Source organism: Aquirufa sp. (assembly GCF_044377215.1).
GTDB lineage: Bacteria > Bacteroidota > Bacteroidia > Cytophagales > Spirosomataceae > Aquirufa.
The window spans coordinates 13,835-38,733 of the sequence record NZ_JBILJM010000010.1; the positions used below are offsets into that span (position 1 = coordinate 13,835).

A 24,899-nucleotide genomic window follows, 5' to 3' on the forward strand; every position below is an offset into this window, starting at 1 on the left:
TTATGAGCCTGCCGCATACCCCGTTTGGATTAAGTATGCACACAGACAAATCAAATTATATGTTTAAAAAAATACTCATTGCAAATCGAGGAGAGATCGCGTTACGCATCATTCGTACCTGCAAAGAAATGGGCATCAAGACAGTTGCTGTTTTTTCAACTGCTGACCGGGAAAGTTTACATGTTCGTTTTGCCGACGAGGCCGTGTGTATCGGACCTCCGCCAAGTCGGGATTCGTACCTCAGCATTCCAGCCTTAATTTCTGCGGCTGAAGTGACTGGCGCAGATGCCATTCACCCAGGCTATGGTTTCCTATCTGAAAATGCGGAGTTTTCGCGCATTTGTTCCGAGCATAGCATCAAGTTTATCGGCGCATCCGCGGAAATGATCAACCAAATGGGCGACAAAGCCACGGCTAAGAATACGATGAAGAAAGCGGGTGTACCAGTCATTCCTGGTTCAGATGGCTTATTGGACACCGTTGAAGAAGCCATTGAATTAGCGAAAACAATTGTTTACCCAGTCATCATTAAGGCCACAGCCGGTGGTGGTGGTCGTGGAATGCGTATTATTCGCGAAGAATCAGAGTTTCGTAAATTATGGGACGATGCCAAAATGGAAGCAGCAGCGGCATTTGGTAACGACGGCATGTACATGGAGAAATTCGTGGAAGAGCCACGCCACATCGAAATTCAGGTGGTAGGTGATAAATTTGGAAAAGTATGTCACCTTTCTGAGCGTGATTGTTCGATCCAACGACGTCATCAAAAATTATGTGAAGAAACACCCTCTCCTGCACTTACAGATGAGTTGCGTACTAAAATGGGAAATGCGGCCATCGCAGGTGCAAGCGCAATCGGCTATGAAGGCGCAGGAACAATTGAATTTTTGGTAGATAAAAACGGTGATTTCTACTTCATGGAAATGAATACCCGTATCCAAGTGGAGCACCCAATTACGGAAGAAGTAACCGATTTCGATTTGATAAAGGAGCAAATTAAAGTAGCTGCTGGGATTCCGATTTCAGGACAAAATTACTTCCCGAAATTATATGCCTTAGAGTGCCGGATTAATGCGGAAGATCCAGCCAATGGATTCCGCCCTTCTCCAGGTAAAATCACGAATTTACATCTTCCTGGTGGTCATGGGGTACGTATAGACTCGCACGTATATTCAGGCTACACCATTCCACCCAACTACGACTCCATGATTGCGAAAGTGATCGTGAGTGGTCAAAGTCGGGAAGAAGTTTTGCTTCGTATGAAGCGTGCTTTACAAGAATTTGTAATCGAAGGTGTAAAAACAACAATTCCATTCCATATTAAGCTGATGGATGACCCTGGTTTTCAATCAGGTAAGTTCACGACGGCATTCATGGATACCTTCGATATGAGTGGTATCTAGTGTTTAAAAGCACTTTTGAAGAAGGAGGCCTCGGTCTCCTTTTTTTATTCACAAATAATTTAGAATCAGGCTTGGATATTAGTTCTTGAATTTCTAAATTTGCACTCCCATTTTTCGATTGAATGCCCGTTTGAAAGATAAAATAGGTCATAATCAAATCCTTAAGGCAAATTCCGTGGTCTTGGTGGAAATGATTCAACAGTTAAACATTAATACTAGTGGATACTTTAAGTTACAAAACGATCTCTGCCAATAAAGCTACGGTTCAAAAGGACTGGGTGGTAGTAGATGCAGAAAACCAAATTTTAGGTCGTCTTTGCTCAGAAATCGCGAAAATCATTCGTGGTAAGCACAAGGCTTCGTATACGCCTCACGTAGATTGTGGTGATCAAGTAATTGTCATCAATGCGGAGAAAATTCGTTTGACAGGTAAGAAAATGACTGACAAGGTTTACATCCGTCACACGGGGTATCCAGGTGGTCAGCGTTTTGCTACGCCACGCGAGGTTTTAGTTAAAAACCCACGAGGTGTTGTCGAAGCAGCCGTAAAAGGTATGTTACCTAAGAATCGTTTAGGACGTTCTTTGTTTAACAACTTATTTGTGTACGCAGGATCAGCGCATCCACATGCAGCACAGCAACCTAAAGAAATCAAGTTTTAACGGACATTTAAAATGGCAGAAATAACAAGTAAAATCGGTAGAAGAAAGACGGCAGTAGCGCGTATTTCGATGACACCAGGTAAAGGCCAAATCAAAATTAATGGCCGGACATTAACGGATTACTTCCCTTCTGAGATTCTTCAGATTGTGGTAAACCAACCGTTCGCTTTAACGAACACGGTCGGTTCTTTTGACATTACAGCCAAAATTGATGGCGGTGGTATCAAAGGTCAGGCTGAAGCGCTTCGTATGGCGATTTCACGTGCACTTCAAACGCAAGATGCTGAATTACGTTCTCCTTTGAAAAAAGAAGGATTCTTAACGCGTGACCCTCGTATGGTTGAGCGTAAGAAACCAGGACGTGCGAAAGCTCGTAAGAGATTCCAATTCTCTAAGCGTTAAAAAGGGTTCGTGGGAAAGGCTTGTCTGTTGCCGATGCCTTTTCCACATTTTTATTTTTCACATTCTTAAACAACCAAAATGGCACAATTAAGCTACAACGACTTGCTTGACGCAGGCGTTCACTTCGGTCACTTGACACGTAAGTGGGATCCAAAAATGGCTCCATACATCTTTATGGAGAAAAATGGTATCCACATCATTGATCTTAACAAAACTATTTCTAGCCTTGAAGAAGCATCTGCAGCAATGCGTGCTATCGTACGTTCTGGTCGTAAGATCATGTTCGTTGCGACGAAGAAACAAGCGCAAGAAATCGTAACAACAGAGGCAGATAAATTAAAGATGCCATACGTAACTGACCGTTGGTTAGGTGGTATGTTGACAAACTTCGCGACTGTACGTAAGTCAATCAAGAAAATGTCAAGCATCGACAAGATGTTAAAAGACGAAGTTATCGTGAAAACTCTTGCGAAACGCGAGCGTTTAATGATGACGCGTGAAGAGGAAAAATTGAAGCGTGTGTTAGGTGGTATCACCGAATTGACACGTCTACCAGCGGCATTGTTCGTGATTGACGTGAAGCGTGAGCACATCGCTGTATCGGAAGCAAAGAAATTGGGTATCCCAGTTTTCGCTATGTGTGATACAAACTCTAATCCTGAATTAGTAGACTACCCTATCCCAGCGAATGATGATGCGTACAAATCGATCGCAGTGATCGTAAAATCCATCAGCCAAGCGATTGAAGAAGGTTTATCTGAGCGTAAGCAAGATAAAGACGACGCACGCATCGCAGAAGAGGAAGAAGCAAAACGTTTATTAGACGCAGATGCACAAGAAGCAGCTAAGGTAGCTGCCAAATATGAAAAAGAAGCAGAACAAGAATAACTAATATTCCAATTATGTCAATTACAGCCGCAGACGTTAATAAATTACGCCAAATGACTGGCGCCGGAATGATGGATTGCAAGAAAGCTTTGACAGAAGCCGATGGCGACTTTGAAGCAGCCGTAGACATCCTACGTAAAGCAGGTCAAAAAGTAGCAGCGAAACGTGCCGACAATCAAACGAATGAAGGTGTTGTTTTAATCGCGATGAACGTTGACCATTCAAACGGTAAATTAATCGCCCTTGCATGTGAAACTGAGCCAGTTTCTAAAGTAGATGCATTCAACGATTTAGCTAAAAATATCTTAGATGCTGCTGTGAAATCTCACGCTCCATCTGCACATGATTTATTAGCTGAGCCTTTAGCTGATGGCCGTTCTGTAGAAGGACATATCATCGACCTAACTGGTAAAATTGGTGAAAAAATCACGTTAGCAGCTTACGAAAATATCTCAGCTGAGAAAGTAGTTTCTTACATTCACTCCAACAACAAAATTGGTGTTCTAGTAGCATTCGAAAACGTTCAAGGTGCCGATGTTCAAGAAGTAGGTAAAGATATCGCGATGCAAATCACGGCTATGAAGCCAGTTGCTTTAGACAAAGACGGCGTTGATGCTGAAACAATCGAACGCGAAATCGAGATTGGAAAAGATCAAGCACGTCAAGAAGGAAAGCCAGAAGCTATGTTGGAGAAAATCGCTGTAGGTAAATTAGAGAAGTTCTACAAAGAACAAACTTTATTGAACCAACAGTTCGTGAAAGACTCATCTATTACGATCCGTCAATACGTAGAATCAACGCAAAAAGGTCTTACGATCGCGTCATTCAAACGTATCGCTTTGGTATAATTCAGCCAATGATAAAATCAAAAGACCAGCCTAAATGCTGGTCTTTTTTTTGTGTAAAAAATCAATCAGATGCCGCAAATCTCGTTTGAAAAAATGACATACATTTTCTAAATTGTAACCAAATTACGTTTAGTCAAAATCAGCGCGCATGAGCCATATAGTCATTTTGGGAGGAGGAGAAAGTGGCGTTGGCGCGGCATTACTAGCCCAATCAAAAGGCTTTAGCGTTTTTCTTTCCGACCAAGGAAAACTAAAAGAACATTACCAAGATCAATTACGCAGTCAAGCCATTCCTTTCGAATCTGAAAAGCATACCGTATCCGAAATTTTAAAAGCGGACGAAATTATCATCAGCCCGGGAATACCCGAAAAAAGCGAACTCGTACAAACAATCAAGAAACAAGGAATACCCCTCGTTTCTGAAATTGAATTCGCCGCGCGTTACACAAAAGCAAAATTGATCGCCATCACCGGAAGCAATGGTAAAACTACGACTACTCTACTCACCTACCACCTGCTCAAAGAGGCCGGATTCAACGTAGGATTAGCAGGTAATATCGGACAAAGCTTTGCTAAACAAGTCATGGAGGATATATTCGATTATTACGTGCTCGAAATATCCAGCTTTCAATTAGATCGCTGCTTTGATTTTAAACCGGATGTGGCCGTACTCATAAACATCACGCCCGATCACCTCGATCGCTACGACTATAAATTCGAAAATTACATTCACTCCAAATTTAGAATCTTCCAAAATGCGAACTCGCAGACCGCGTGTATCTATTGGGGAGACGACGCAGTGATTCAACAACACAAGGAATTAATTCCTGCAGCAATAGCGCACCAGCGGGTCATTCATTTTGATAAATCGTCTGGCGCAGCAAATATCACGGATGATGCGATTCAGTTTGCGTTTGGCCAGATTGAACGAGCCACTGCCCCGATTCAAGGACCACATAATGCCATCAACATGGCCGCTGCCGTTTTAGCAGCTACCGAAGCTGGCGTAGCTTGGTCGGACATTCAAGCAAATCTAGGATCGTTTCAAAATGCACCACATAGATTAGAACCTTGCGGGAACTGGCATGGAATTCAATTCATCAATGACTCGAAAGCCACCAATGTGGACGCTGTATTCTATGCACTAAACTCCTTTCAAAAGAATTTAATTCTGATCATTGGCGGTGTAGATAAAGGCAACGAATATGACGTCCTAAACGATTTAATCAAGTCAAAAGTAAAAGGCATGATTTGCCTTGGGACAGATAATGCTAAATTAATGGCCCATTTTGGCGACCGAGTACCTCAGATCATGTCGACAGATTCGTTGGAAACTGCCGTGTCAACGAGTATGCAATGGGGCGAATCAGGCGATATCGTACTCCTCTCTCCTGCCTGCGCTAGTTTTGATTTATTTAAAAATTACGAAGACCGCGGGGATCAATTTAAGGCGACCGTTAACCGATTAACTCATGGAAGCTAGAATAACCAATTTTATCAAAACCCGTTTAGCAGGCGACTACCAAATTTGGTTCATCGTTTTTTTGCTCAATATTTTTGGACTACTCATTCAATTTTCTGCCAAAGGAAAAATGTTCATGGGCGGCCCTATGGTCCCCATTTTAAACATTGGGAAATCAATATTTTTATTAGCTGGTTCCTTTGCCCTAATGTCCTGGATATCGCGCCAAAACTATTTGAAAGTCGCTAAGTACAGTAATATCTTCCTGATTTTCTCTTGGATTCTTATCCTAATTGCCTTCTTTTTCGGCGAAAACAAAGGTGGCGCGAGCCGATGGATCGACCTCGGATTTATCAGTTTTATGCCCTCAGACATGGCTAAACTTTGCTTAACCATGAGTTTAGCTAAGATATTTTCAACCCGACAGGCTGATCAAAGTTCCTATAACATCGGCGTAATCACCGTTATTTTAATCCAAATAGGCATCACTTGCTTTTTGGTTATGCTATCCAATTTCTCTACGGCAATCCTGATTTTCTTAACCAGTATTGTTCTTATGATCTTTGGCCGCGTACCCTTTAAATCCATATTCCTTATCATGGGCATCGTCGGATTTATCGCAGGCTCCGTTGTTACACTCGGTATCGGACAGCGCGCTGCCACCGTAAAAGCACGTTTGGCAACGTACGCACAAAGAACATTATCTAACACAAATGGCCTTAAAAACCTAGAGGATAAAGATGAAAACTACCAACTAAAACGAAGCTGGTACGCCATCGCAACGGGCGCGCTTATTCCTAAAGGCCCCGGAAATAGTCAATACAGATTCATCTTATCTCAAGCAGAATCGGATTTCGTTTACGCCATTATTTTAGAGGAATATGGGCTCATTATGGGCTTGGCCATTCCACTCCTATTCTTGTGGTTTATGTGGCGAGGCTCCTCCGTTATTCGCTATAGCGGTAAACCCCTAGGTGGTCTACTATCAGCTGGTTTGACATTTTCCATTGTGATTCAAGCCTTCATTAATATGCTTGTGGCCGTAGGTGCTGGACCGGTAACGGGCCAACCGATGCCCATGATTTCTGCGGGAGGCACGTCACTTTTATTTACTGCCATTAGTATTGGCTTAATTTTATCCATCAGCCGCGACAAGGAAATGGAAACAAAAGACCTTAAATCCGTTATTTAGTGGGAATCAAACGAATCATCATTTCTGGAGGCGGAACCGGTGGACATATATATCCTGCGATCGCCATCGCAACGGCACTTAAAGACCAAGACCCCTCTCTCGAATTTCTATTCGTGGGTGCCGAAGGCAAAATGGAAATGGAAAAAGTTCCCAAAGCTGGATTCAATATTCAAGGATTGCCTATCGTTGGAATCAACCGCCAGCACATGGCTAAAAACCTATTGTTTCCCTTTAAGCTGATTCAAAGCTTGCGTAAAGCCTTTCAAATTATTGCCGAATTCAAACCAGATGTGGCCATCGGTGTAGGCGGTTATGCCTCTGGACCCATGTTAATTGCCGCTTGGATCAAAGGAATTCCCTTTTACATTCAAGAACAAAATTCGTTCGCTGGCATCACTAATAAAGCACTAAGCAGCAAAGCCAAACATATTTTTGTCGCCTACCCCGGTATGGAAAAATTCTTCGGAAAAGATAAAATGACACTATCTGGAAATCCAGTCCGCAAAGACCTTATTGACCTGACTGGGAAAAAAGAAAAAGGAGCCTCGTTTTTTGGACTAGATCCGAACAAAAAAACGATCCTGGTCATCGGCGGAAGTCAAGGCGCACGAAGCATCAATCTGGCCATCCAGCAAGGATTAGCGGATGTAGCGGAAGCAGATGTCCAACTAATCTGGCAAACGGGGGTGTCGTTCGAAAATGAGGCAAAAAAGGCCTCAGTAGCAACTAAAGGACTCAAAAGCTATGTTTCGGCATTTATTTATGAGATGGCTTTAGCGTATGCGATGGCCGACTTAGTGGTTTCCCGGGCTGGGGCGCTTAGTGTTTCTGAAATTTGTTTGGCAGGGAAACCGAGTATTTTGGTTCCTTTCCCAAATGCTTCCGAAGATCATCAAACTGAAAATGCAAAAAGCCTGGTGAATAATGGGGCTGCCCGCTTAGTCATAGATAAAGACGCACAAACTGATTTGGTTCCTACCGCATTAAAGACATTGAAAAATACAAAAGTATTAACGGAACTGGGGCTTCAAAGCTTAGCCATGGGTAAACCATACGCAGCCAAAGAAATCGCCCAAGCCATCTTAAACGAAATGAACGCATGCGCATAAACGTTTCCATGGCCGACTTAAAACAAGTCTACTTTCTAGGCATCGGAGGTATCGGGATGTCGGCCATCGCCCGCTGGTTCTTGCACAATGGCTATCCCGTTGCTGGCTATGATAAAACCGAAAGTCAACTGACACGCACGCTGGCAAGCGAAGGAATGATTATTCACTATGAAGATTCTGTGGACCTTATCCCCGCAATCTGCCTAACTGAACCTGATTCATGTTTATTTATTTATACTCCGGCAATCCCAGCCAACCACATTGAAAAGAATTATTTGTTGGCCGCCAACATCCCCTTATGGAAACGTTCCCAAATTTTGGGTTGGATCACGGAACAAATGCCAACGCTTGCTGTCGCTGGTACGCATGGAAAAACCACTACCTCATCGTTATTGACCCACTTATTGGTTCATGCGAAGCAAAATGTAACGGCATTTCTAGGTGGAATTACCCAAAATTATGGAACAAACTTCATTCCAAATCAAGGACGTGAAAACATGGTTTGCGTGGTAGAAGCGGACGAATATGATCGCTCATTTTTGACATTGCATCCTACGGCTGCGGTCGTAACATCGACAGATGCAGATCATTTAGACATTTATGGTGCGGCTGAACAGGTACTAGAATCGTTCCAATTATTTGTCGACCAAATCAAACCTGGTGGATTCTTTATCCAAAAATCAGGTTTGACACTCGTTTCTGATGAAAAAGATTACACCTTTGGCATTAATCAAGGGGATTATCAAGCGACAAATATTCGTATTGAAAACCACCGCATGGTGTTTGACATGCTTTACCCAGGTGGTCAAATAACGGATATTCCAATGCGCATTCCTGGCTTTCACAACATAGAAAATACGTTGGCAGCAAGTGCCTTAGCCATGCATCACGGCGTGGGTCCTGCAGATATAAAAGCAGGAATTGCGTCGTTTAAAGGTGTGAAGCGCCGCTTTGAATACCATGTGGAAACGGAAGAGCATGTAATGATTGATGATTATGCGCATCATCCCACGGAAATTAGTGCTTGTCTAACTTCAGTCAAAGCCTTATATCCAGATGAAAAAATTGTTGCTGTTTTCCAGCCACATCTTTTTTCAAGGACACGTGATTTTTTAGAAGATTTTGGTACGAGCTTGGCGATTGCTGATGAAATATTTTTGTTGGATATCTATCCAGCACGCGAATTGCCAATTCCCGGAATTACATCTGAATTGCTTTTGAGTAAAATCCCAATGGAAAAAAAGTGTGTCATTGGCAAAGAAGACTTCATTCAGCGCATGCAATCAGAAAAACCGCGATTATTAATCACGATGGGAGCAGGAGATATCGACTTACTTTTGAATGATTGTAAATTGGCCTTAACTTCGTAGCATGAGTCCCTCCACAAATTTTAAAATACAGCGTTTAAAAAAGCTCCTGAGTATTGTCATACTCATGGGATTAGCGATAGCCGCTGTCATCTATGAGGAGGTTAGTTATAATGAAATTACCTGTACTGGAATTGTAGTCAAGCTAGACTCAGAAAACGAAAAACCCCTGTTAGGCAAGCAAGACATTAACTTGATGGTCACAAATCAGGGAAGCGATTATTTCCTAAATAAGCCATTGAATGAGATATCGTTGCATCAAATAGAGCAACGCGTAAAGCGGATCCCGCTCGTAAAATCGTGTGAAGCGCATCATGATTTTAGTGGAAAAATAATTATTTCAGTAAAAGAATATAGCCCTATTGCCCGCATTTTGCGTTTTACAACGGGTGCTTCGAATTTGCGAGATCAGTATGTGACGCAAGAAGGCCGACTAATCGCTACGAGTGATTTGTTCACTCCGCGAATTTTGGTTGTATCTGGCCCATTCTTTAAGGATAGTCGGCGCGACCTACGTGACGAACGCGGAAAAACACTTTTACCTTTTTTTGAATTCATACATCAAGATGAATTTTGGAAAGCTCAAATCGCACAAGTTATTGTTGCCGAAGATGGCGGTATTATCATGGTGCCGACCATGGGGAAAACATATATCGACTTCGGTTTGCCGATACACATCGAGACCAAATTCAAAAAGCTAGCTTTATTTTATAAGAAAATCATCCCAAATAAAGGTTGGGATACCTACTCATGGGTACATCTAAAATATAAGAATCAGGTAATTTGTGATTATTAGTCATTTTAGGTAATTTCAAAGCTAAATCGCCATTTAGTGGGCGTGTTCATTCTACAATACATTATATTTTATGCGGAACGATTTGATCATTGGACTCGATATTGGTAGTTCATTTATAAAGGCTGTAGCAGGCAAGCAAAATGCACAAGGTTTATTAGAGATTGTTGCGACAGGAAAAGCTTCTACGACAGGCTTTATTTTACATGGTGAAATCGTCAATATCAATAAAACTTCGGCCGCTATATCTGAGGCAATTAATCAAATCGCGGTAGCACTTCCCGGGAAGACTAAAGAGTATTATTTCTCATCCAACTTGTCTGGCAGTCATATCAATGTAAGTCCTTATACGATTACGAAACAGCGTAAAAATACATCTGATCCGGTAACTGTAAAGGAGATTTTAGAGATTACGGAGGAGGCAAAAAAATCGATTTCGGAGAAGAATCCGTGTGTATTACACACGTTACCGATCGGTTTTGTCGTGGGTTCTTTGCCTGAAACTTTGGATCCTATTGGCCAAGTGGGCGCACGACTGCAAGGTGATTTTATGGTGATTACCGCACGTCAAGATAAATTCGATTTATTCCGAAAAACCTTAGCATCTGCTGAGTCTGATCACATTAAAGGGGGTAATTTATATTTTAGTCCGTTGGCAAGTTCTAGTTCCGTTTTAAGTGCAGAGGAAAAGCAGCAAGGTGTTGTATTAGTGGATATCGGCAGTGGAACGACTGAAATAAGTATTTTTCAAAATAAGCGATTAAAGCACGCTACCGTTTTAAACTGGGGTGGAGATCGCATAACTGAAGATATCAAAGTGGCTCTTGATGTGACCTTAGAGCACGCAGAAGCTCTCAAGGTTAATTTCGGTTCAGCCTTACAAAAATTAATTGAGATCAATGAAGTTGTCATGATTCCAGGCATGGCGGGACGGAAACCGACGCCTATATCCGTTCGGAATTTGGCGATAATTATTGAGGAGCGCATGAAGGAATTGGCAGCAATTATTGTTGCTGAAATTCAAAAAACAACGAATATAACTGCATTGCGTGGTGGTATCGTCCTTTGTGGCGGCGGTGCAACCTTACCCTATATTGATGAATTATTCCAAAAAGTGACGGAGCTTGAGACGCGCGTCGGCATACCTAATGCCACCGCCTCAGACGAAATCAAGGACCCATCTTACGCTACGTCGGTAGGTCTTGTACAAGTTTATTTTGACCAACTAGAAAATTCAGATGATTCAGCGCCTGAGACAAGTTCTCAGACGGAGTATAGCACAGTTAATGGTAATTCGACGAAGCAAAAACCACCATCAATTAAATCGATTTTTGGTCGATTAGTAGAATCGCTTGTTGGCAGTGATGAAGAAGGCGGAGAATATTAGTCCTTTTTTCGCCACGGTTTTTTCTTTCCTCCTTTGTTGAAACCTCCACCTGAAAAAGCAGGCTTTTTTGTCTCTGGGGAATAATCTGGAACAGGGCCAAATTCTTCTGGAACCGGTGATTTGGTTACCTCTTTTTCCAATAAGCGTTCAATAGCGGCGAATTTCCGTTGCTCAGCTTCTGTAATTAATGTGTAGGCAGTACCTTTTGTCTGCGCGCGGGCTGTTCGACCAATTCGGTGAATGTAATCTTCCCCGTCGTTTGGTACATCATAATTCACGACTAATTCTATTTCATCAATATCAATACCCCGGCTCAATATATCCGTTGCCACCAAAATCTTGGTCTTCTTATTCCTGAAATCTTGCAATACTTGCTCACGTACATCTTGCTCCAAATCCGAATGAATTTCCTCTACCGAGAACCGTGCACGCTTTAGGTCGGCCGTCAACGATTTTACATTCTGTTTCCGTGAACAGAAAACAATCACGCGGGTATAATCTTGGCGCTTCAACAAATGTTTCACCAAAGGACTTTTTTGATTTTCATATACCACAAAGGCTTCTTGAACAATGGCCTCTGGGGGTTTCGAAACAGCGATATTTACTTCGACGGGATTTTGCATCAACTTACGTGCGAGGTCGCGCATTTTTGGCGGCATGGTCGCTGAAAACAAGAGATTTTGACGCACCTTGGGTAAATGTCCTGTAATTTTCATTAGGTCATCGTGAAAGCCCATGTCCAACATCCGGTCGGCCTCATCAAGTACCAAATACTTTACATGAGACAAATCGACATACCCCATATTTAAATGGGCAATCATGCGGCCCGGCGTACAAACCACGAGGTCCACTCCAGACGTCAACGCATTTTTTTCTGTCGTAAATGAGTTTCCATCGCCGCCGCCATAAACTGGCATGCAACTAACATTCGTGAAGTAACCCAAACCTTCCATATTCCCAGCAATCTGCACGGCAAGTTCCCGAGTTGGTACAATAATCAATGCATTGATATGCGCATCTGAATGATCTTCAGTTAAGATTTTATGGATGATTGGCAATAAAAAAGCAGCTGTCTTTCCTGTACCTGTCTGAGCCGAAGCTAGGACATCTTGCCCAGCTAAAATTGGCTTCATCACCTGCTCCTGAACCGGCGTTGCCGTTTTGTAGCCCATAGAATCAATACCTTCTAATAATCGTTCGGCTAAGCCAAGTTCTTTAAATGTCAAAATGTTTTTTTTAAGACTTTCAGTCACTAGTCGCTAGTCACCAGTCATGTTATGTATATTATTATCTCTAACCTCTTAACTCTCACCTCTAAAAACCCATTTCCTTTTCAATCAACTGAATCAGAATATGAATCACTTTAATATGAATTTCTTGAATACGATCCGCATAACCAAAGTGGTCCACGCGCACTTCGAAGACGTTTTCGCAGGAGGCCAACTGTCCGCCATCTTTTCCCGTTAGTAAAACGACAGCCATGCCTTTGGCTTGCGCAGCTTTTACAGCTTCAATGATGTTTGCAGAATTACCGCTGGTTGATAGTCCAAACAACACATCACTTGCATTTCCCAAGCCCTCAATAAACCGAGAGAACACGTAATTATACCCGAAATCATTACTTACACAGGAAATATGCGATGGGTCCGAAATCGCCATGGCAGCTAAAGCTGGTCGGTTTTCCCGGTAACGGCCCGACAACTCTTCCGCGAAATGCATGGCATCACAATGGCTTCCACCATTTCCACAGGCAATGATTTTTTTGCCTTGTTGGAGTGCGCCAACTAAACATTTTGCTGCATTTTCGATGGATTGAATTTTAGCCGGATTACTAAAAAACTGATCTAAAACTTGTTGGGCTTCCTGAAGATTGGCTTGAATAATATCTTTCAACTGCTTTTAATTTTGCACAAAGATAGTCATTATTTAAAAATCCCCACCGGCTCCGCCACCACCGAAATCTCCGCCTCCAAATCCGCCAAAATCAAATCCGCCGCCGCCCGAAGAACCTCCCCGATCAAAGCCCCCTCCTCCAAAGAAAACAGGAGGGAAAAACATTCCACCTCCATGTGAGCCAGGACCAGAACCACCATTGCGGTTACGATACGCCTTAATTAAAGAAAGAACTACAAAAACAAGTACAATGATAACAACAACCGGAATTCCTTCTGGATCAGTAGTGCCCTCAGACTGAAATTGTCCAGAGGCGCGTTGCATCATCTCGGTCGTCGCCACATCCAGCCCACCGTAATAATCACCCCGTTTAAAATAGGGCTTCAAAATTCGATTAATGATTCGTTTACACGTTGCATCTGGCAAAACATCCTCAATTCCACGTCCCGTCACAATCCGAATCTTCCGATTGTCCATGGAGACCAAAATCACAACACCATTATTCTTTTCTTTTTGGCCAACTCCCCACGTTTTACCAATCGCAATCGCGTAATCGTAGGGATCTGAATTGCCTATTGTGGGGACCAATACAATCGCAAATTGTGTGGAAGTAGTATCCGCATAACCACGTAGCTTTTGTTCTAATTGCTGAACCTCATCCGACTTCATTAAACCAGCCTGGTCTAATACGTAACCATTGGGTTTGGCAGGGATATCCTGTCCGAAAACCTGCAGGTTAATTAATATCAAGCCAATAAATAACCAAACTCTATTCCCCATACGAAAGCTCATCCGACAATTCATTCACATCTTCCCGTTGGTACGGAAAATAAACAGCTAAAGCCTCTCCGATTCGGCGAACGCCTAAAGCAAGACCTGAACCATACTCGTTTTTAGCTAATAAAGGACGCATCTCATCCCGAATGGTTTCCCAAAATTCGACAGGAACGTTTGCATCAATTCCTTTATCTCCTATGATTGAGAACTTCCGATCTTTAACAGCTAAATACACCAAAACACCATTCTGCAAATCAGTCTGGTGCATGCCTAATTGAAAAAAGAGCACCTTCGATCGCTCGATCGGGTGCCCTTCGCAATGACTTTCCACATGCACACGAATCTCTCCAGAAGTCTTTTTTTCGGCCTCCTGAATCGCTTGAATAATTTCCGCTTCGTGTGCTGCGCTTAACTGCATCTTATTTCTTCTCGTCGAAATTAACCTCAGGTGCTTTTTCAGAACCTGCCTCCGCTTGGAAAAATCCCTTCTCAGCAAAACCAGAGAACGAAGCAATTAAATTGCTTGGGAAAGTTACTATGATGGAATTGTAGTTTTTCACCGACGTATTAAAGCGATCACGCTCTTCTTTGATACGGTTTTCAGTACCCTCCAATTGTGCTTGCAATTCAGAGAAATTTTCTGTCGCACGCAATTGTGGATAATTTTCTGTCACAACCAAAAGTCGGGATAATGCTCCACTCAAACTACTTTGAGCCGCTTGGTATTTTTGTAAATTTTCTGGACTCAAATCTTTCGCATCCAATTTCATTTGTGTAGCCGATGCACGCGCTTGAATAACCGCAGTCAATGTCGACTTTTCAAAATTAGCTACTCCCTGTACCGTTTTAACCAAATTAGGAATCAAATCCGAACGTCTTTGATACGCACTCTGTACATTCGCCCAAGAAGCCTTTACTTCCTGATCACTTGTGGCCATGCTATTTCTCGATCCAATCCCCCAAAAAATCACCAAAGCAATTACGCCTAAACCAATCCAAATTTTCTTATTCATCGTTTTAAAAATTAAAGGTTTTTTGTACCCGCAAAGATATGCATATAAACAGTTTCCCTACGAATTTTTCCATCAAAATGCTTTTTCAAGGATAAACGTTCCTTTTCCCTCCATTATTTTATTTTTATCTTGTGCACATGTTAAAAAATATACCAAATCCTCCGCAAGCAACTGAAATTCCACACGCATTAACGATACATGGTGACTGCCGACAAGACCCCTATTTTTGGCTAAATAATCCTGAAAATCCCGCAGTCATCGACTACATGACACTAGAAAATGCGTATACTGAAAGCGTACTCAAGCCTACAGAAGCATTACAAAATGCGTTATTTGAGGAAATGAAAGGGCGCATGGTCGCCGACGAGCAATCTGTTCCTTATTTTAATGGCAAAGATTGGTTCTACCACCGCTACGAAACCGGTGGGGAATACCCACTTTATTGTCGAAAAAAAAGCAGCCTCGATGCGCCAGAGGAAATACTTTTGCATGGGAACCAACTCGGAAAAGACGAAGCGTACTTCGCCGTAGGCGGTTTGGCATTATCCGATAATGACCAAATTCTGGCTTATGCCACCGATACGGTGAGTCGGCGCAATTACACGGTTTACTTTAAAAATATGCAGACGGGTGAATTACTCGCCGACAAGATTGAAAATACCGAAGGGGGATCCTATGCGTGGTCGGCAGATTCACAGTACTTTTTCTACCTGCTCCGCGACCCACAAACTTTACTGGCCTCCAAGGTACTCCGCCATCAAATAGGGGCCGATTCCTCGCTAGATGTACTCGTTTATGAAGAAAAAAACGAGGAATGTTACATGGGGCTGAGCCGGAGCAAGTCGAAGGAATATATCTTTAGTGTGTCGAGCCAACAAGGCGTTTATTCGGAATACAGGATATTAAAGACAGATAACCCAACGGGGTCTTTCGAGGTATTTCAGCCAGGCGAACGTGGCTTGGAATACTTTATTGAACACCAAGCTGATCGTTTTTTGATACGAACAAATTTTCAAGAGGCGACCAATTTTCAATTAATGGCTTGCCCAGTAGATGGGCCCACCCACAAGTCGCATTGGCAAACCGTGGTTGCCCATCGCCCCGATGTTTTCCTAGAGGATTTTGATGCGACGACAGCGTGGATTGCCTTAGAAGTAAAAACGAATGGCCTCTCGCAAATTCAATTGATTCAAGGGGATTCCAATGAATTCATTCGGATGGATGAGGAAGTTTTTCAAGTCAATATTGGAATAAATGCCCATTATCGGAGTCATACCCTTCGGTATAATTACACGTCACTTACTTGTCCAAATTCAGTTTTGGAATACGACACAAACTCTAATAAATCAACTTTATTAAAGGAGGATCGGGTACTTGGGGAATTTGATAAGAACGCATATCAGTCGGAGCGCCTCTGGGCCACGGCGCGGGATGGTGCGAAAGTGCCTATTTCGTTGGTCTACAAAAAAGGTTATCAAAATGGCCCTTTATTACTCTACGCCTATGGTTCGTATGGCTACAGCATGGATCCTTATTTTTCTTCTAGTCGTTTGTCATTGTTGGATCGTGGATTTGCTTTTGCTATCGCGCACATTCGCGGCGGGCAGGAAATGGGACGGCACTGGTATGAAGACGGGAAAATGATGCGTAAAATGAATACGTTCACTGATTTCATTGATTGTGGGAAACATTTAGTTTCCATCGGAAAGGTTGATGCGAATCGATTATTCGCTCAAGGTGGCTCAGCTGGAGGAATGCTGATGGGGGGAATTATCAACATGGCACCCGAATTATTTGCTGGTGTGATTGCGGCGGTACCATTTGTGGATGTGGTCACGACGATGTTGGATGAAACGATACCGTTGACGACTGGCGAATGGGAAGAGTGGGGGAATCCGAAAAACGAGGAACATTACCATTACATGAAATCGTATTCGCCCTATGATAATGTGAAGGAGCAAGCGTATCCGCATTTATTTGTCACAACGGGATTACACGATTCGCAAGTACAGTATTGGGAACCTGCCAAATGGGTCGCGAAACTGCGTAAATTAAAAACCGATAACACGATCTTATTGCTCGACTGTGATATGTCGGCCGGTCACGGTGGCGCCTCTGGACGTTACAAACGCTTCAAAGATATTGCGAAAGATTTCGCGTTTTTGATTGGCATTAATGAGACGATTGCTGCGCAATAAGCATGCGATCGTTGCCATTAAAATCTTGTACTACTTGAATATTTTCAAATCCTTGAGCTTCGGCTAAGGAAATATTTTGTGCGCCAAAAGCCCGGTTGATTTCAAAGCAAAGGTGTCCTCCAGGCGTTAAACGCGCCTGAGCCATTTCGCCAATAACCCGATAAAATCTCAATGGATCTTCATCTGGGACAAATAAAGCGAGGTGGGGTTCGTGATCCAACACATGTGCTTCCATATCAATTTTTTCACTTTCCAATACATACGGTGGATTTGAAACGATGATATCCCACATTTGGCCTTCTTTTTCCCAGGCAAAAACATCCTGTTGCTTAAAAATTACATTCGCTCCTAATTCTTCCGCATTCTCTCGGCCTTTTTCAATCGCCTCGGATGCCACATCCCACGCTGTCACCTGCGCGTGCGGCGCCTCTAAAGCTAGGGTAATTGCGATGCAACCAGATCCGCTTCCTATATCAAGTATATGTTTTTCTTTATTGCCTATTAGCTTTAAAACCTGACCCACTAATTCCTCTGTTTCCGGCCGTGGAATCAGCGTAGCGGAATTCAAGGAAAATAGTCGGTCGAAAAAATAAGCCTTCTCTGTCACGTATTGTAGGGGTACCCCGGCGGATAAACGAGCTAAATCAGCCGTAAAATCAGCCGGCTCCTCCACCGCTTTATCCATCAGAATTTCCAAGGTATTCACACCACACTTCATGTTCAAATACGCATGTGCAATAGCCCTCGCCTCTGCAGCGGAATATTTAAAAACAATTGCTTGTTGGATTTGTTGAGATAATGCGTTTACTGATACAAGAAACATACGCTTAATTTCGTTTGTCTGTGGGATGAAGCTTTGCCAAACCTTACAGGATTGGCAAAGCTAAGGAACAATAAGTTATTTGGCAACGTGAAAAAATATCCTATATTTGAAGCGTAAAATTTAATTAACTATGAACTTAAACAGACGGAAAGCCCTTGAACGGCTTAGCATCTTGATGGGTGGCATGATTTCTGCCCCCGCTTTGGCTGGTATTCAGGGACAAAAATCGCATCCCACCTTTGTGCAATTCAATGCTACACAAGAATCACTCGTAGCTGAAATCGCCGACATTATCATTCCTACAACCGATACACCAGGAGCTAAAGCGGCTGGCGTGGAAAAATTCATATTGCGTGTCGTGCAAGATTGTTACCCAGAAGCAAGCCAAAAAGTATTTGCAACTGGTTTGGCAAAATTAGATGCCGATTGTCAATCACGTTTCGGAAAGGGCTTTACTGAAGCAAGCATTACCCAGCGTAAAGACGCACTAACAACATGTATGTTAGAATCCGATGCCGCACGGAAAACGGCAAAGGGCCAACCGACCTTCTTCTTCATGATTAAGGAATTGACAACCACTGGTTATTTTACATCTGAAATCGGAGCAACCAAAGCATTGGATTACCTTTCGATTCCAGGCAAATTTGACGGCTGCATGCCATTATCTCCAACTCAAAAAACGTGGGCACTATGAATCTGAATATTGACGCAATCAAAGCCATGACCTATGACGCTATTGTGATAGGATCTGGTGTTTCTGGTGGTTATGCCGCTAAAGAATTAACCGAAAAAGGTATGCGAGTTCTTGTCCTGGAAAAAGGAAAGAAATTCGACCACGTTACTGCCTACGAGCCTAGCTATAAAGATCCATGGGATTTTAAATACAATGGTCTATTGACCAATGAGCAAAAAGCGTCTCACCCAAAACTTTCCCGCGACTATCCCTACAACGAGATGACCGAGAAATATTGGATGAACGACTCCGATGCCCTTTACAAAGAAGTTAAACGATTCGACTGGTTCCGTCCCGATATCGTAGGAGGAAAATCCATCATGTGGGGTCGCCAAACCTACCGCTTATCTGACATTGACTTTGAAGCTAATCTAAAGGACGGCATCGCGGTTGACTGGCCAATTCGCTACAAAGACATCGCACCTTGGTATTCATACGTAGAAAAACACGTAGGTATCTCAGGTGAAGCTTTGGGATTACCACAATTACCCGATTCTGAATTCTTGAAACCAATGGACATGTACTGCGTAGAAAAAGAAGTACGCCAGCGCATTGAAAAGAATTTCCCTGGTCGGAACATGACGATTGGTCGGGTGGCCAACTTATCTGAAGCCAAAGAAGCTCAATTAAAAATTGGCCGCTCAGCGTGCCAGTATCGTAATAAATGTAGACTAGGTTGTCCTTACGGCGCCTATTTCAGTTCGCAATCATGTACGTTACCTCCTGCAGCTAAAACAGGCTTGTTGACACTTCGCCCAGATTCTATCGTTTCTGAGATCTTGTTTGACAACGCAAAACAAAAAGCGACAGGCGTTCGTGTAATCGATTCTGTAACCAAAGACGTACGTGAATATTTTGCAAAAATCATCTTTGTTTGCGGATCTACCGTAGCAACTACCGCTTTGTTACTAAACTCAAAATCATCCCGTTTCCAAAATGGATTAGGCAATGATTCAGGTGAGTTAGGGCACAATTTAATGGATCACCATTTCAAAATTGGCGCTTCCGGAACTTGGGAGGGTGGTGAAGATAAATACTACATAGGCCGACGGGCGAATGGAATTTACATTCCACGCTACCGGAATATCGGGAATGACAAGCGTGATTATTTACGTGGGTTTGGATACCAAGGTAGTGGATCAAGAGCTAGTTGGAATCGCGGTGCAAATGACATGAGTTTTGGCGCTGATTACAAAGATGCGATGACGAAACCAGGCCCATGGGTGATGAACTTAGGCGGATTCGGAGAAACACTTCCGTATCACGATAACAAAATGTATTTGGATCCGACAGATAAAGATAAGTGGGGAATTCCACTTGTCGTATTCGATGCTGAATTCAAAGAAAATGAGAAAAAGATGCGGAAGGATATGATGGAAGATGCCAAAGAAATGTTGGAAAGCGCAGGCTTGAAAAACGTTCGCGCATTCGACAACGGTTCTTACCCAGGTATGGCTATCCACGAAATGGGAACAGCACGCATGGGCCGCGATCCAAAAACTTCTGTGTTGAATGGAAATAACCAATTGCACGGCGTAAAGAATGTATTCGTAACGGATGGAGCTTGTATGACCTCAACGTCATGTGTCAATCCGTCGCTGACCTATATGGCCTTAACCGCTCGGGCAGCTGATTTCGCAGTCAAAGAAATCAAAAAACGTAATCTTTAATTAAATGGGCTTCGGCCCATTTTTTTTGTACCATGAAAAAAATATTAGGAACCATAGGCCTCATGACATTAGGACTAAGCGCAATGGCACAATACCCAACAATAGGGAAAATCCACCGCTATGACGCGGCACTGGATGCCTTAATAGACACAACAGCCAAAATAGAAATTGTGGCTAAAGGATTTACCTGGTCGGAAGGTCCCGTTTGGGTAAAAAAAGAAGGGTATTTGCTCTTCACAGATGTACCCGAAAATACCATTCACAAATGGACAGAAGCCAAAGGACTCGAGGTTTTCTTGAAACCTTCAGGTTATACAGGCACAGGCGTTTACTCAGAAGAGCCCGGAGCAAATGGATTAATCATTAACTTGAAAGGCAATTTGGTCTCATGTGAACATGGGGATCGTCGGATTGCCGAAATGCCCCTGAAGCGTCCCGATCAGAAAAAAACATTGGCGCATCTGTTTGAAGGCAAGCAGCTAAACAGCCCAAATGATCTCGTACAAAAGAAATCAGGCGACTATTATTTTACGGATCCCCCATACGGATTACCTGGCCGAGGAAAACCAGAACCTGCCAAAGAACTTGATTATCAAGGCGTATATCGAATCAATACGAAAGGAGAAATCAGTTTACAGATCAAGAACTTAGGCCGACCGAACGGTCTGGCATTCAATCCTGATGAAAGCATTTTGTATGTGGGAACCTCTGAACGCCCGACGCTCATTAATGCCTATCCAGTGGATAAAGCAGGAAATTTAGGCGAAGGTAACTTATTTTTCGATGCATCAGAATTGGCTAAGCAAGGTATACGAGGTGGCTACGATGGCATGAAGGTGGACGCAAAAGGAAATGTCTGGACTACGGGTCCAGGTGGCGTTTTGATTATTAATTCATCCGGAAAATTACTGGGCCGAATCGCAACAGGAAATGGAAATTCCAATGTGGCTTTTGGTGGAGCAGATGGAAAGTATTTATTCATCACCTCCGACATGAACTTACTTCGCGTAAAAATAAAATAGGGGGCTTATGCCCCCTATTTCTTTATAATTCTTTAATCTTAATATTTCGGTACCAAACTGGATTTCCGTGATCCTGCAAAGCAATACGTCCTTGCATATTCACACCAAAACCCGGCATTGTTTTGAATTTGGAACCCGCAACCATCGCCTTCCAATTCGCATCATCCGTACGTGTTTCCACTACTTTTGATCCATTCAAATATAATTGTAATAAACCGCGATTGTTCACAATGCGTGCCGTATTCCACTCACCTACAGGCTTAGTAACATTGACAGATGATTTGATTAAATCATACAAATCACCCGAATTATGCTTGTTGATTTTCCCATCTGGATGACCAGCGTCGTCTAAAACCTGCATTTCAGGGCCTGTATTATAGGTACTACGGTATTTTATCGGATCTTCCGTTACATTGAAAATGATTCCACTATTGCCGTTTGGAGAAATTTTCCAATCCACCGAGAAATCATAATTTACATAAGCCGCATCCGTAATTAAATCACCGCCGTCTTTTTTAGCTAAATCAAAGCCAATAACACCGTCCATAATTGTCCAAGAAGCACCTACTTTGCCGGGTTTGCCGTATGTATGCCAACCGTCAAATGTTTTTCCGTCAAACAATAATTTGAACCCAGCTTTCTTTTCTTGACGCGAAAGCGTGTTTACTGCTTGCCCGAATGCCATCAAACCCGATGCCATACAAGCACAAATTAATATCATTTTTTTCATGTGAATAAATAAGTTTTTGAATTGCAATACTAAAAAAAGAAATCAATACTTGTATCCCTCGACCCAATAATTCCAGAGAAACCCTCCAAATTTATTTGTAAATTGCACGCTTATTCAATAAACGTATGAAAACCAAAGTAAGTCCGAAGCCATCCATTAACATCGTAACACTCGGTTGTTCGAAGAATCTCGTTGATTCCGAAGTCTTATTTACGCAGTTAAAGGGCAACGGCATTGAAGTTACACATGAAGCCAAAAAAGATACCGCAAACATTGTTGTTGTCAATACATGTGGATTTATCGATACCGCCAAACAAGAATCAATTGATACCATTTTACGCTATGCAGATGCCAAAGAAGCAGGTAAAATCGACAAATTGTATGTAACAGGCTGTTTATCACACCGGTATAAAGATGATTTAGAAAAAGAAATTCCAATGGTCGATTCGTTCTTTGGGACAAATGAATTACCTCGTTTATTGAAAGCATTAAAAGCTGATTATAAGCATGAGCTGGTAGGTGAGCGTTTATTAACCACCCCAGCGCACTATGCCTATTTGAAAATTGCAGAAGGCTGCGATCGCCCATGTAGTTTTTGCGCCATCCCATTAATGCGCGGCGGACACGTGTCGCGTCCTATGGATGAATTAGTCAAAGAAGCGACATCATTAGCTAAAAAAGGAACAAAAGAATTAATCCTTATTGCCCAAGATCTGACTTTTTACGGATTGGATTTGAAGGGTGAAGGAAAATCAGGCCGACAATTAAAAGAATTGTTGGAACGTTTATCCGACGTTCAAGGCATCGAATGGATTCGCCTACAATACGCATATCCAGCAGGTTTCCCGATGGAGATTTTAAAAACGATGGCTGAGCGTGAAAATATTTGCAACTACCTAGACATGCCACTTCAAAGTGGTTCCGATGCCATGCTGAAACACATGCGCCGCGGAATTACGCGTGAAAAGACCGAACAACTCATCACGGACATTCGCGAAAAAGTGCCCGGAATTGCCTTGCGTACAACGCTAATCTCCGGTTATCCCGGCGAAACGGAAACTGATTTCGAAGAAACCTATTCATTCGTAGAACGGATGCGTTTTGACCGATTAGGGATCTTTAATTATTCACACGAAGAAAATACCCATGCTTATTTAGTTGAGGATAATGTACCTGAAGAAGTCAAGCAAGAACGTTCGGATGAGATTATGGCGCTCCAACAAGGCATTTCGGAGGAATTAAATCAATTGAAAATCGGCCGAACTTTCAAAGTGATGGTGGACCGGAAAGAGAGTGGTTTCTTCGTAGGTCGAACGGAGCATGATTCCCCAGAGGTGGATAATGAAGTCTTAATTCCAGCCGCACAATATGCCCGACAGGGAGATTTTGTTCAGGTGAAAATCAACAAAGCAGAGGAATTCGACTTATACGGCGATATCGTTTCTTAGTATCGTGGAATGGATTTATCCACTTCCCGCGCCCAAGCATCTATCCCACCAGCTACATTCAGCAGATTCGAGAAGCCTTGCGCTTGCAAATGTTTGAGCACATACATGGAGCGCATGCCATGATGACATAAAACGACTCCTTTAGCTTCCCTTGGGATCAGGTCTATTTGTAAGGAATTCATCGGCATTTGAATCGAGCTAGGTAAACTCGCTAAATCCCACTCAAACGGCTCCCGAACATCCAGTATAAATTGAATATCGCCCGTTTGTAAACGAGAAGCAGCTTCCGAAGTGGAAATTTCAATGACCTCTGCAACTTTGGTAGGAAAAATTTGTTCGACCGCATTTGCAGATCTTTCCATCCGAAACATCTGCATGCGCATGCTGCGTACGTCCCAACGAAGCAAATGATTTTGCGCGGGGGAATCCATGCCACTTAAATAAAATATCGCTTCTTTGGCTTGCATTAAACCCAACATCCCTGGCAAAAATCCGAGTACACCTGCCTCGTCGCAGTTTGGAATCTCGCCAGCACTAGGTTCTTCTGGAAATAAACAACGGTACGTAGGGCCCGTTCCGAACGCATTACAAACGGCCAATTGCCCTTCCCATGTATGAATCGCCGCATAAACAAATGCCTTGCCAAACTTCACGCAACTATCATTAATTAAATAACGTGTTTCAAAATTATCTGTGCAATCGATGACGAGATCGACATCGTTAACGAGCGTATGATTTGCCAACGAAAATTTCGCTGCAATTGCCTCAACTGACACATGTGGATTCAAGGACTCGACAAAAGCTTTGGCTAACAACGCCTTCGATTGCCCCACCTGATCCGTTCGGTAGATGGTTTGGCGGCCTAAATTACTCAACTCAACATCATCATGATCCACAATCGTTAGTTGGCCCACCCCAGCCGCAGCCAAGTAAGGAATGGCCGCCACACCCAAACCACCAGCCCCAATAACTAACACATGAGCATTTTTGAGGCGTACTTGCTTCGCTTCATCCCATTCGGGAATAGCGAGTTGTTTTTGGTATCGATTGGTTTCTTCGTGCGTCAACATGAGTAAATA

At 42.8% G+C, this 24,899-nt stretch carries 24 protein-coding genes; 16 read left to right on the plus strand and 8 right to left on the minus strand.

Features of this window, described 5'->3' with window-relative positions; translation table 11 throughout:
* The first annotated feature begins 59 nt into the window (after positions 1–59).
* The 11 genes from accC to ftsA all read left to right on the plus strand — a co-directional run bounded on the left by accC (position 60) and on the right by ftsA (position 11,513).
* Positions 60–1,403, plus strand: a complete 1,344-nt coding sequence (gene accC / locus ACIQ6T_RS04905; protein WP_395784788.1) for an acetyl-CoA carboxylase biotin carboxylase subunit — start codon at positions 60–62, stop codon at positions 1,401–1,403.
* A 218-nt stretch (positions 1,404–1,621) separates the two neighbouring features.
* On the plus strand, positions 1,622–2,065 hold the full coding sequence (rplM, locus tag ACIQ6T_RS04910; protein ID WP_395784789.1) for a 50S ribosomal protein L13: 444 nt from the start codon (positions 1,622–1,624) through the stop codon (positions 2,063–2,065).
* A 12-nt stretch (positions 2,066–2,077) separates the two neighbouring features.
* Positions 2,078–2,467 (plus strand): 30S ribosomal protein S9, encoded by a 390-nt coding sequence (gene rpsI / locus ACIQ6T_RS04915; protein ID WP_395784790.1) that lies wholly within the window; start codon positions 2,078–2,080, stop codon positions 2,465–2,467.
* A gap of 78 nt (positions 2,468–2,545) precedes the next feature.
* A complete protein-coding gene (gene rpsB, locus ACIQ6T_RS04920; RefSeq protein ID WP_395784791.1) occupies positions 2,546–3,355 on the plus strand; it encodes a 30S ribosomal protein S2 in 810 nt (269 codons plus the stop codon).
* 14 nt (positions 3,356–3,369) lie between these two features.
* Positions 3,370–4,203 carry a translation elongation factor Ts gene (gene tsf, locus ACIQ6T_RS04925; RefSeq protein ID WP_395784792.1) on the plus strand — a complete coding sequence of 278 codons (834 nt, stop codon included), beginning with the start codon at positions 3,370–3,372 and terminating at the stop codon, positions 4,201–4,203.
* Positions 4,204–4,351: 148 nt separating this feature from the next.
* Entirely contained in the window at positions 4,352–5,686 is a 1,335-nt protein-coding gene (gene murD / locus ACIQ6T_RS04930; RefSeq protein ID WP_395784793.1) for a UDP-N-acetylmuramoyl-L-alanine--D-glutamate ligase, read from the plus strand.
* Positions 5,676–6,857, plus strand: coding sequence for an FtsW/RodA/SpoVE family cell cycle protein (locus tag ACIQ6T_RS04935; RefSeq protein ID WP_395784794.1), 1,182 nt, complete (start codon positions 5,676–5,678; stop codon positions 6,855–6,857). The genes murD and ACIQ6T_RS04935 overlap by 11 nt, the downstream gene beginning before the upstream one ends.
* 5 nt (positions 6,858–6,862) lie before the next feature.
* The gene (gene murG / locus ACIQ6T_RS04940; protein ID WP_395784848.1) at positions 6,863–7,966 is read left to right on the plus strand and encodes an undecaprenyldiphospho-muramoylpentapeptide beta-N-acetylglucosaminyltransferase; all 1,104 of its coding nucleotides are present in this window, start codon (positions 6,863–6,865) and stop codon (positions 7,964–7,966) included.
* A complete protein-coding gene (gene murC, locus ACIQ6T_RS04945; RefSeq protein WP_395784795.1) occupies positions 7,957–9,336 on the plus strand; it encodes a UDP-N-acetylmuramate--L-alanine ligase in 1,380 nt (459 codons plus the stop codon). Before murG ends, murC begins: the two co-directional genes overlap by 10 nt.
* 1 nt (position 9,337) lies before the next feature.
* Positions 9,338–10,129, plus strand: coding sequence for a cell division protein FtsQ/DivIB (locus ACIQ6T_RS04950; protein ID WP_395784796.1), 792 nt, complete (start codon positions 9,338–9,340; stop codon positions 10,127–10,129).
* A gap of 70 nt (positions 10,130–10,199) precedes the next feature.
* Complete coding sequence (gene ftsA / locus ACIQ6T_RS04955; RefSeq protein ID WP_395784797.1) at positions 10,200–11,513, plus strand: cell division protein FtsA; 1,314 nt, start codon at positions 10,200–10,202, stop codon at positions 11,511–11,513.
* On the opposite strand, the gene ACIQ6T_RS04960 is transcribed toward ftsA, so the two are convergent.
* From ACIQ6T_RS04960 to ACIQ6T_RS04980, 5 genes are all read right to left on the minus strand, one after another.
* Positions 11,510–12,739, minus strand: a complete 1,230-nt coding sequence (locus tag ACIQ6T_RS04960) for a DEAD/DEAH box helicase (RefSeq protein WP_395784798.1) — start codon at positions 12,737–12,739, stop codon at positions 11,510–11,512. The two genes, ftsA and ACIQ6T_RS04960, sit on opposite strands and share 4 nt — an antisense overlap.
* A gap of 88 nt (positions 12,740–12,827) precedes the next feature.
* A complete protein-coding gene (gene lpcA / locus ACIQ6T_RS04965) occupies positions 12,828–13,406 on the minus strand; it encodes a D-sedoheptulose 7-phosphate isomerase (protein ID WP_395784799.1) in 579 nt (192 codons plus the stop codon).
* Positions 13,407–13,439: 33 nt separating this feature from the next.
* The gene (locus ACIQ6T_RS04970; protein WP_395784800.1) at positions 13,440–14,186 is read right to left on the minus strand and encodes a TPM domain-containing protein; all 747 of its coding nucleotides are present in this window, start codon (positions 14,184–14,186) and stop codon (positions 13,440–13,442) included.
* Positions 14,176–14,601, minus strand: coding sequence for a TPM domain-containing protein (locus ACIQ6T_RS04975; protein ID WP_395784801.1), 426 nt, complete (start codon positions 14,599–14,601; stop codon positions 14,176–14,178). The genes ACIQ6T_RS04970 and ACIQ6T_RS04975 overlap by 11 nt, the downstream gene beginning before the upstream one ends.
* A 1-nt stretch (position 14,602) precedes the next feature.
* Positions 14,603–15,196: a LemA family protein gene (locus tag ACIQ6T_RS04980; protein WP_395784802.1), complete on the minus strand. Its 594-nt coding sequence runs from the start codon at positions 15,194–15,196 to the stop codon at positions 14,603–14,605.
* 137 nt (positions 15,197–15,333) lie between these two features.
* Between ACIQ6T_RS04980 and ACIQ6T_RS04985 the strand changes: the two genes are divergently transcribed.
* On the plus strand, positions 15,334–17,394 hold the full coding sequence (locus ACIQ6T_RS04985) for a S9 family peptidase (protein WP_395784803.1): 2,061 nt from the start codon (positions 15,334–15,336) through the stop codon (positions 17,392–17,394).
* Here the strand turns inward: ACIQ6T_RS04985 and prmC are convergent.
* A complete protein-coding gene (prmC, locus tag ACIQ6T_RS04990) occupies positions 17,369–18,217 on the minus strand; it encodes a peptide chain release factor N(5)-glutamine methyltransferase (RefSeq protein WP_395784804.1) in 849 nt (282 codons plus the stop codon). The two genes, ACIQ6T_RS04985 and prmC, sit on opposite strands and share 26 nt — an antisense overlap.
* 130 nt (positions 18,218–18,347) lie before the next feature.
* Here prmC and ACIQ6T_RS04995 point away from each other — a divergent pair, with 130 nt between their 5' ends.
* From ACIQ6T_RS04995 to ACIQ6T_RS05005, 3 genes are read left to right on the plus strand one after another with little or no spacing between them, the layout of a single operon-like run.
* Positions 18,348–18,911: a gluconate 2-dehydrogenase subunit 3 family protein gene (locus ACIQ6T_RS04995; protein WP_395784805.1), complete on the plus strand. Its 564-nt coding sequence runs from the start codon at positions 18,348–18,350 to the stop codon at positions 18,909–18,911.
* Complete coding sequence (locus tag ACIQ6T_RS05000; protein WP_395784806.1) at positions 18,908–20,620, plus strand: GMC oxidoreductase; 1,713 nt, start codon at positions 18,908–18,910, stop codon at positions 20,618–20,620. The genes ACIQ6T_RS04995 and ACIQ6T_RS05000 overlap by 4 nt, the downstream gene beginning before the upstream one ends.
* A 32-nt stretch (positions 20,621–20,652) precedes the next feature.
* The gene (locus ACIQ6T_RS05005) at positions 20,653–21,642 is read left to right on the plus strand and encodes an SMP-30/gluconolactonase/LRE family protein (RefSeq protein WP_395784807.1); all 990 of its coding nucleotides are present in this window, start codon (positions 20,653–20,655) and stop codon (positions 21,640–21,642) included.
* A 22-nt stretch (positions 21,643–21,664) separates the two neighbouring features.
* Here the strand turns inward: ACIQ6T_RS05005 and ACIQ6T_RS05010 are convergent, their stop codons facing one another.
* Positions 21,665–22,372: a DUF1080 domain-containing protein gene (locus ACIQ6T_RS05010; RefSeq protein ID WP_395784808.1), complete on the minus strand. Its 708-nt coding sequence runs from the start codon at positions 22,370–22,372 to the stop codon at positions 21,665–21,667.
* Positions 22,373–22,497: 125 nt separating this feature from the next.
* Between ACIQ6T_RS05010 and rimO the strand changes: the two genes are divergently transcribed.
* The gene (gene rimO / locus ACIQ6T_RS05015) at positions 22,498–23,820 is read left to right on the plus strand and encodes a 30S ribosomal protein S12 methylthiotransferase RimO (RefSeq protein ID WP_395784809.1); all 1,323 of its coding nucleotides are present in this window, start codon (positions 22,498–22,500) and stop codon (positions 23,818–23,820) included.
* On the opposite strand, the gene ACIQ6T_RS05020 is transcribed toward rimO, so the two are convergent.
* Entirely contained in the window at positions 23,817–24,890 is a 1,074-nt protein-coding gene (locus ACIQ6T_RS05020) for a ThiF family adenylyltransferase (protein ID WP_395784810.1), read from the minus strand. The two genes, rimO and ACIQ6T_RS05020, sit on opposite strands and share 4 nt — an antisense overlap.
* Positions 24,891–24,899 lie beyond the last annotated feature (9 nt).

Excerpts from the sequence above, each read along its gene's own strand:
- accC (WP_395784788.1), top strand. The coding sequence starts at position 60 with ATGTTTAAAAAAATACTCATTGCAAATCGAGGAGAGATCGCGTTACGC.
- rpsI (WP_395784790.1), top strand. The coding sequence starts at position 2,078 with ATGGCAGAAATAACAAGTAAAATCGGTAGAAGAAAGACGGCAGTAGCG.
- rpsB (WP_395784791.1), top strand. The coding sequence starts at position 2,546 with ATGGCACAATTAAGCTACAACGACTTGCTTGACGCAGGCGTTCACTTC.
- tsf (WP_395784792.1), top strand. The coding sequence starts at position 3,370 with ATGTCAATTACAGCCGCAGACGTTAATAAATTACGCCAAATGACTGGC.
- murD (WP_395784793.1), top strand. The coding sequence starts at position 4,352 with ATGAGCCATATAGTCATTTTGGGAGGAGGAGAAAGTGGCGTTGGCGCG.
- ACIQ6T_RS04935 (WP_395784794.1), top strand. The coding sequence starts at position 5,676 with ATGGAAGCTAGAATAACCAATTTTATCAAAACCCGTTTAGCAGGCGAC.
- murC (WP_395784795.1), top strand. The coding sequence starts at position 7,957 with ATGCGCATAAACGTTTCCATGGCCGACTTAAAACAAGTCTACTTTCTA.
- ACIQ6T_RS04950 (WP_395784796.1), top strand. The coding sequence starts at position 9,338 with ATGAGTCCCTCCACAAATTTTAAAATACAGCGTTTAAAAAAGCTCCTG.
- ftsA (WP_395784797.1), top strand. The coding sequence starts at position 10,200 with ATGCGGAACGATTTGATCATTGGACTCGATATTGGTAGTTCATTTATA.
- ACIQ6T_RS04970 (WP_395784800.1), bottom strand. The coding sequence starts at position 14,186 with ATGGGGAATAGAGTTTGGTTATTTATTGGCTTGATATTAATTAACCTG.
- ACIQ6T_RS04975 (WP_395784801.1), bottom strand. The coding sequence starts at position 14,601 with ATGCAGTTAAGCGCAGCACACGAAGCGGAAATTATTCAAGCGATTCAG.
- ACIQ6T_RS04980 (WP_395784802.1), bottom strand. The coding sequence starts at position 15,196 with ATGAATAAGAAAATTTGGATTGGTTTAGGCGTAATTGCTTTGGTGATT.
- ACIQ6T_RS04985 (WP_395784803.1), top strand. The coding sequence starts at position 15,334 with ATGTTAAAAAATATACCAAATCCTCCGCAAGCAACTGAAATTCCACAC.
- prmC (WP_395784804.1), bottom strand. The coding sequence starts at position 18,217 with ATGTTTCTTGTATCAGTAAACGCATTATCTCAACAAATCCAACAAGCA.
- ACIQ6T_RS04995 (WP_395784805.1), top strand. The coding sequence starts at position 18,348 with ATGAACTTAAACAGACGGAAAGCCCTTGAACGGCTTAGCATCTTGATG.
- ACIQ6T_RS05000 (WP_395784806.1), top strand. The coding sequence starts at position 18,908 with ATGAATCTGAATATTGACGCAATCAAAGCCATGACCTATGACGCTATT.
- ACIQ6T_RS05005 (WP_395784807.1), top strand. The coding sequence starts at position 20,653 with ATGAAAAAAATATTAGGAACCATAGGCCTCATGACATTAGGACTAAGC.
- ACIQ6T_RS05010 (WP_395784808.1), bottom strand. The coding sequence starts at position 22,372 with ATGAAAAAAATGATATTAATTTGTGCTTGTATGGCATCGGGTTTGATG.
- rimO (WP_395784809.1), top strand. The coding sequence starts at position 22,498 with ATGAAAACCAAAGTAAGTCCGAAGCCATCCATTAACATCGTAACACTC.
- ACIQ6T_RS05020 (WP_395784810.1), bottom strand. The coding sequence starts at position 24,890 with ATGTTGACGCACGAAGAAACCAATCGATACCAAAAACAACTCGCTATT.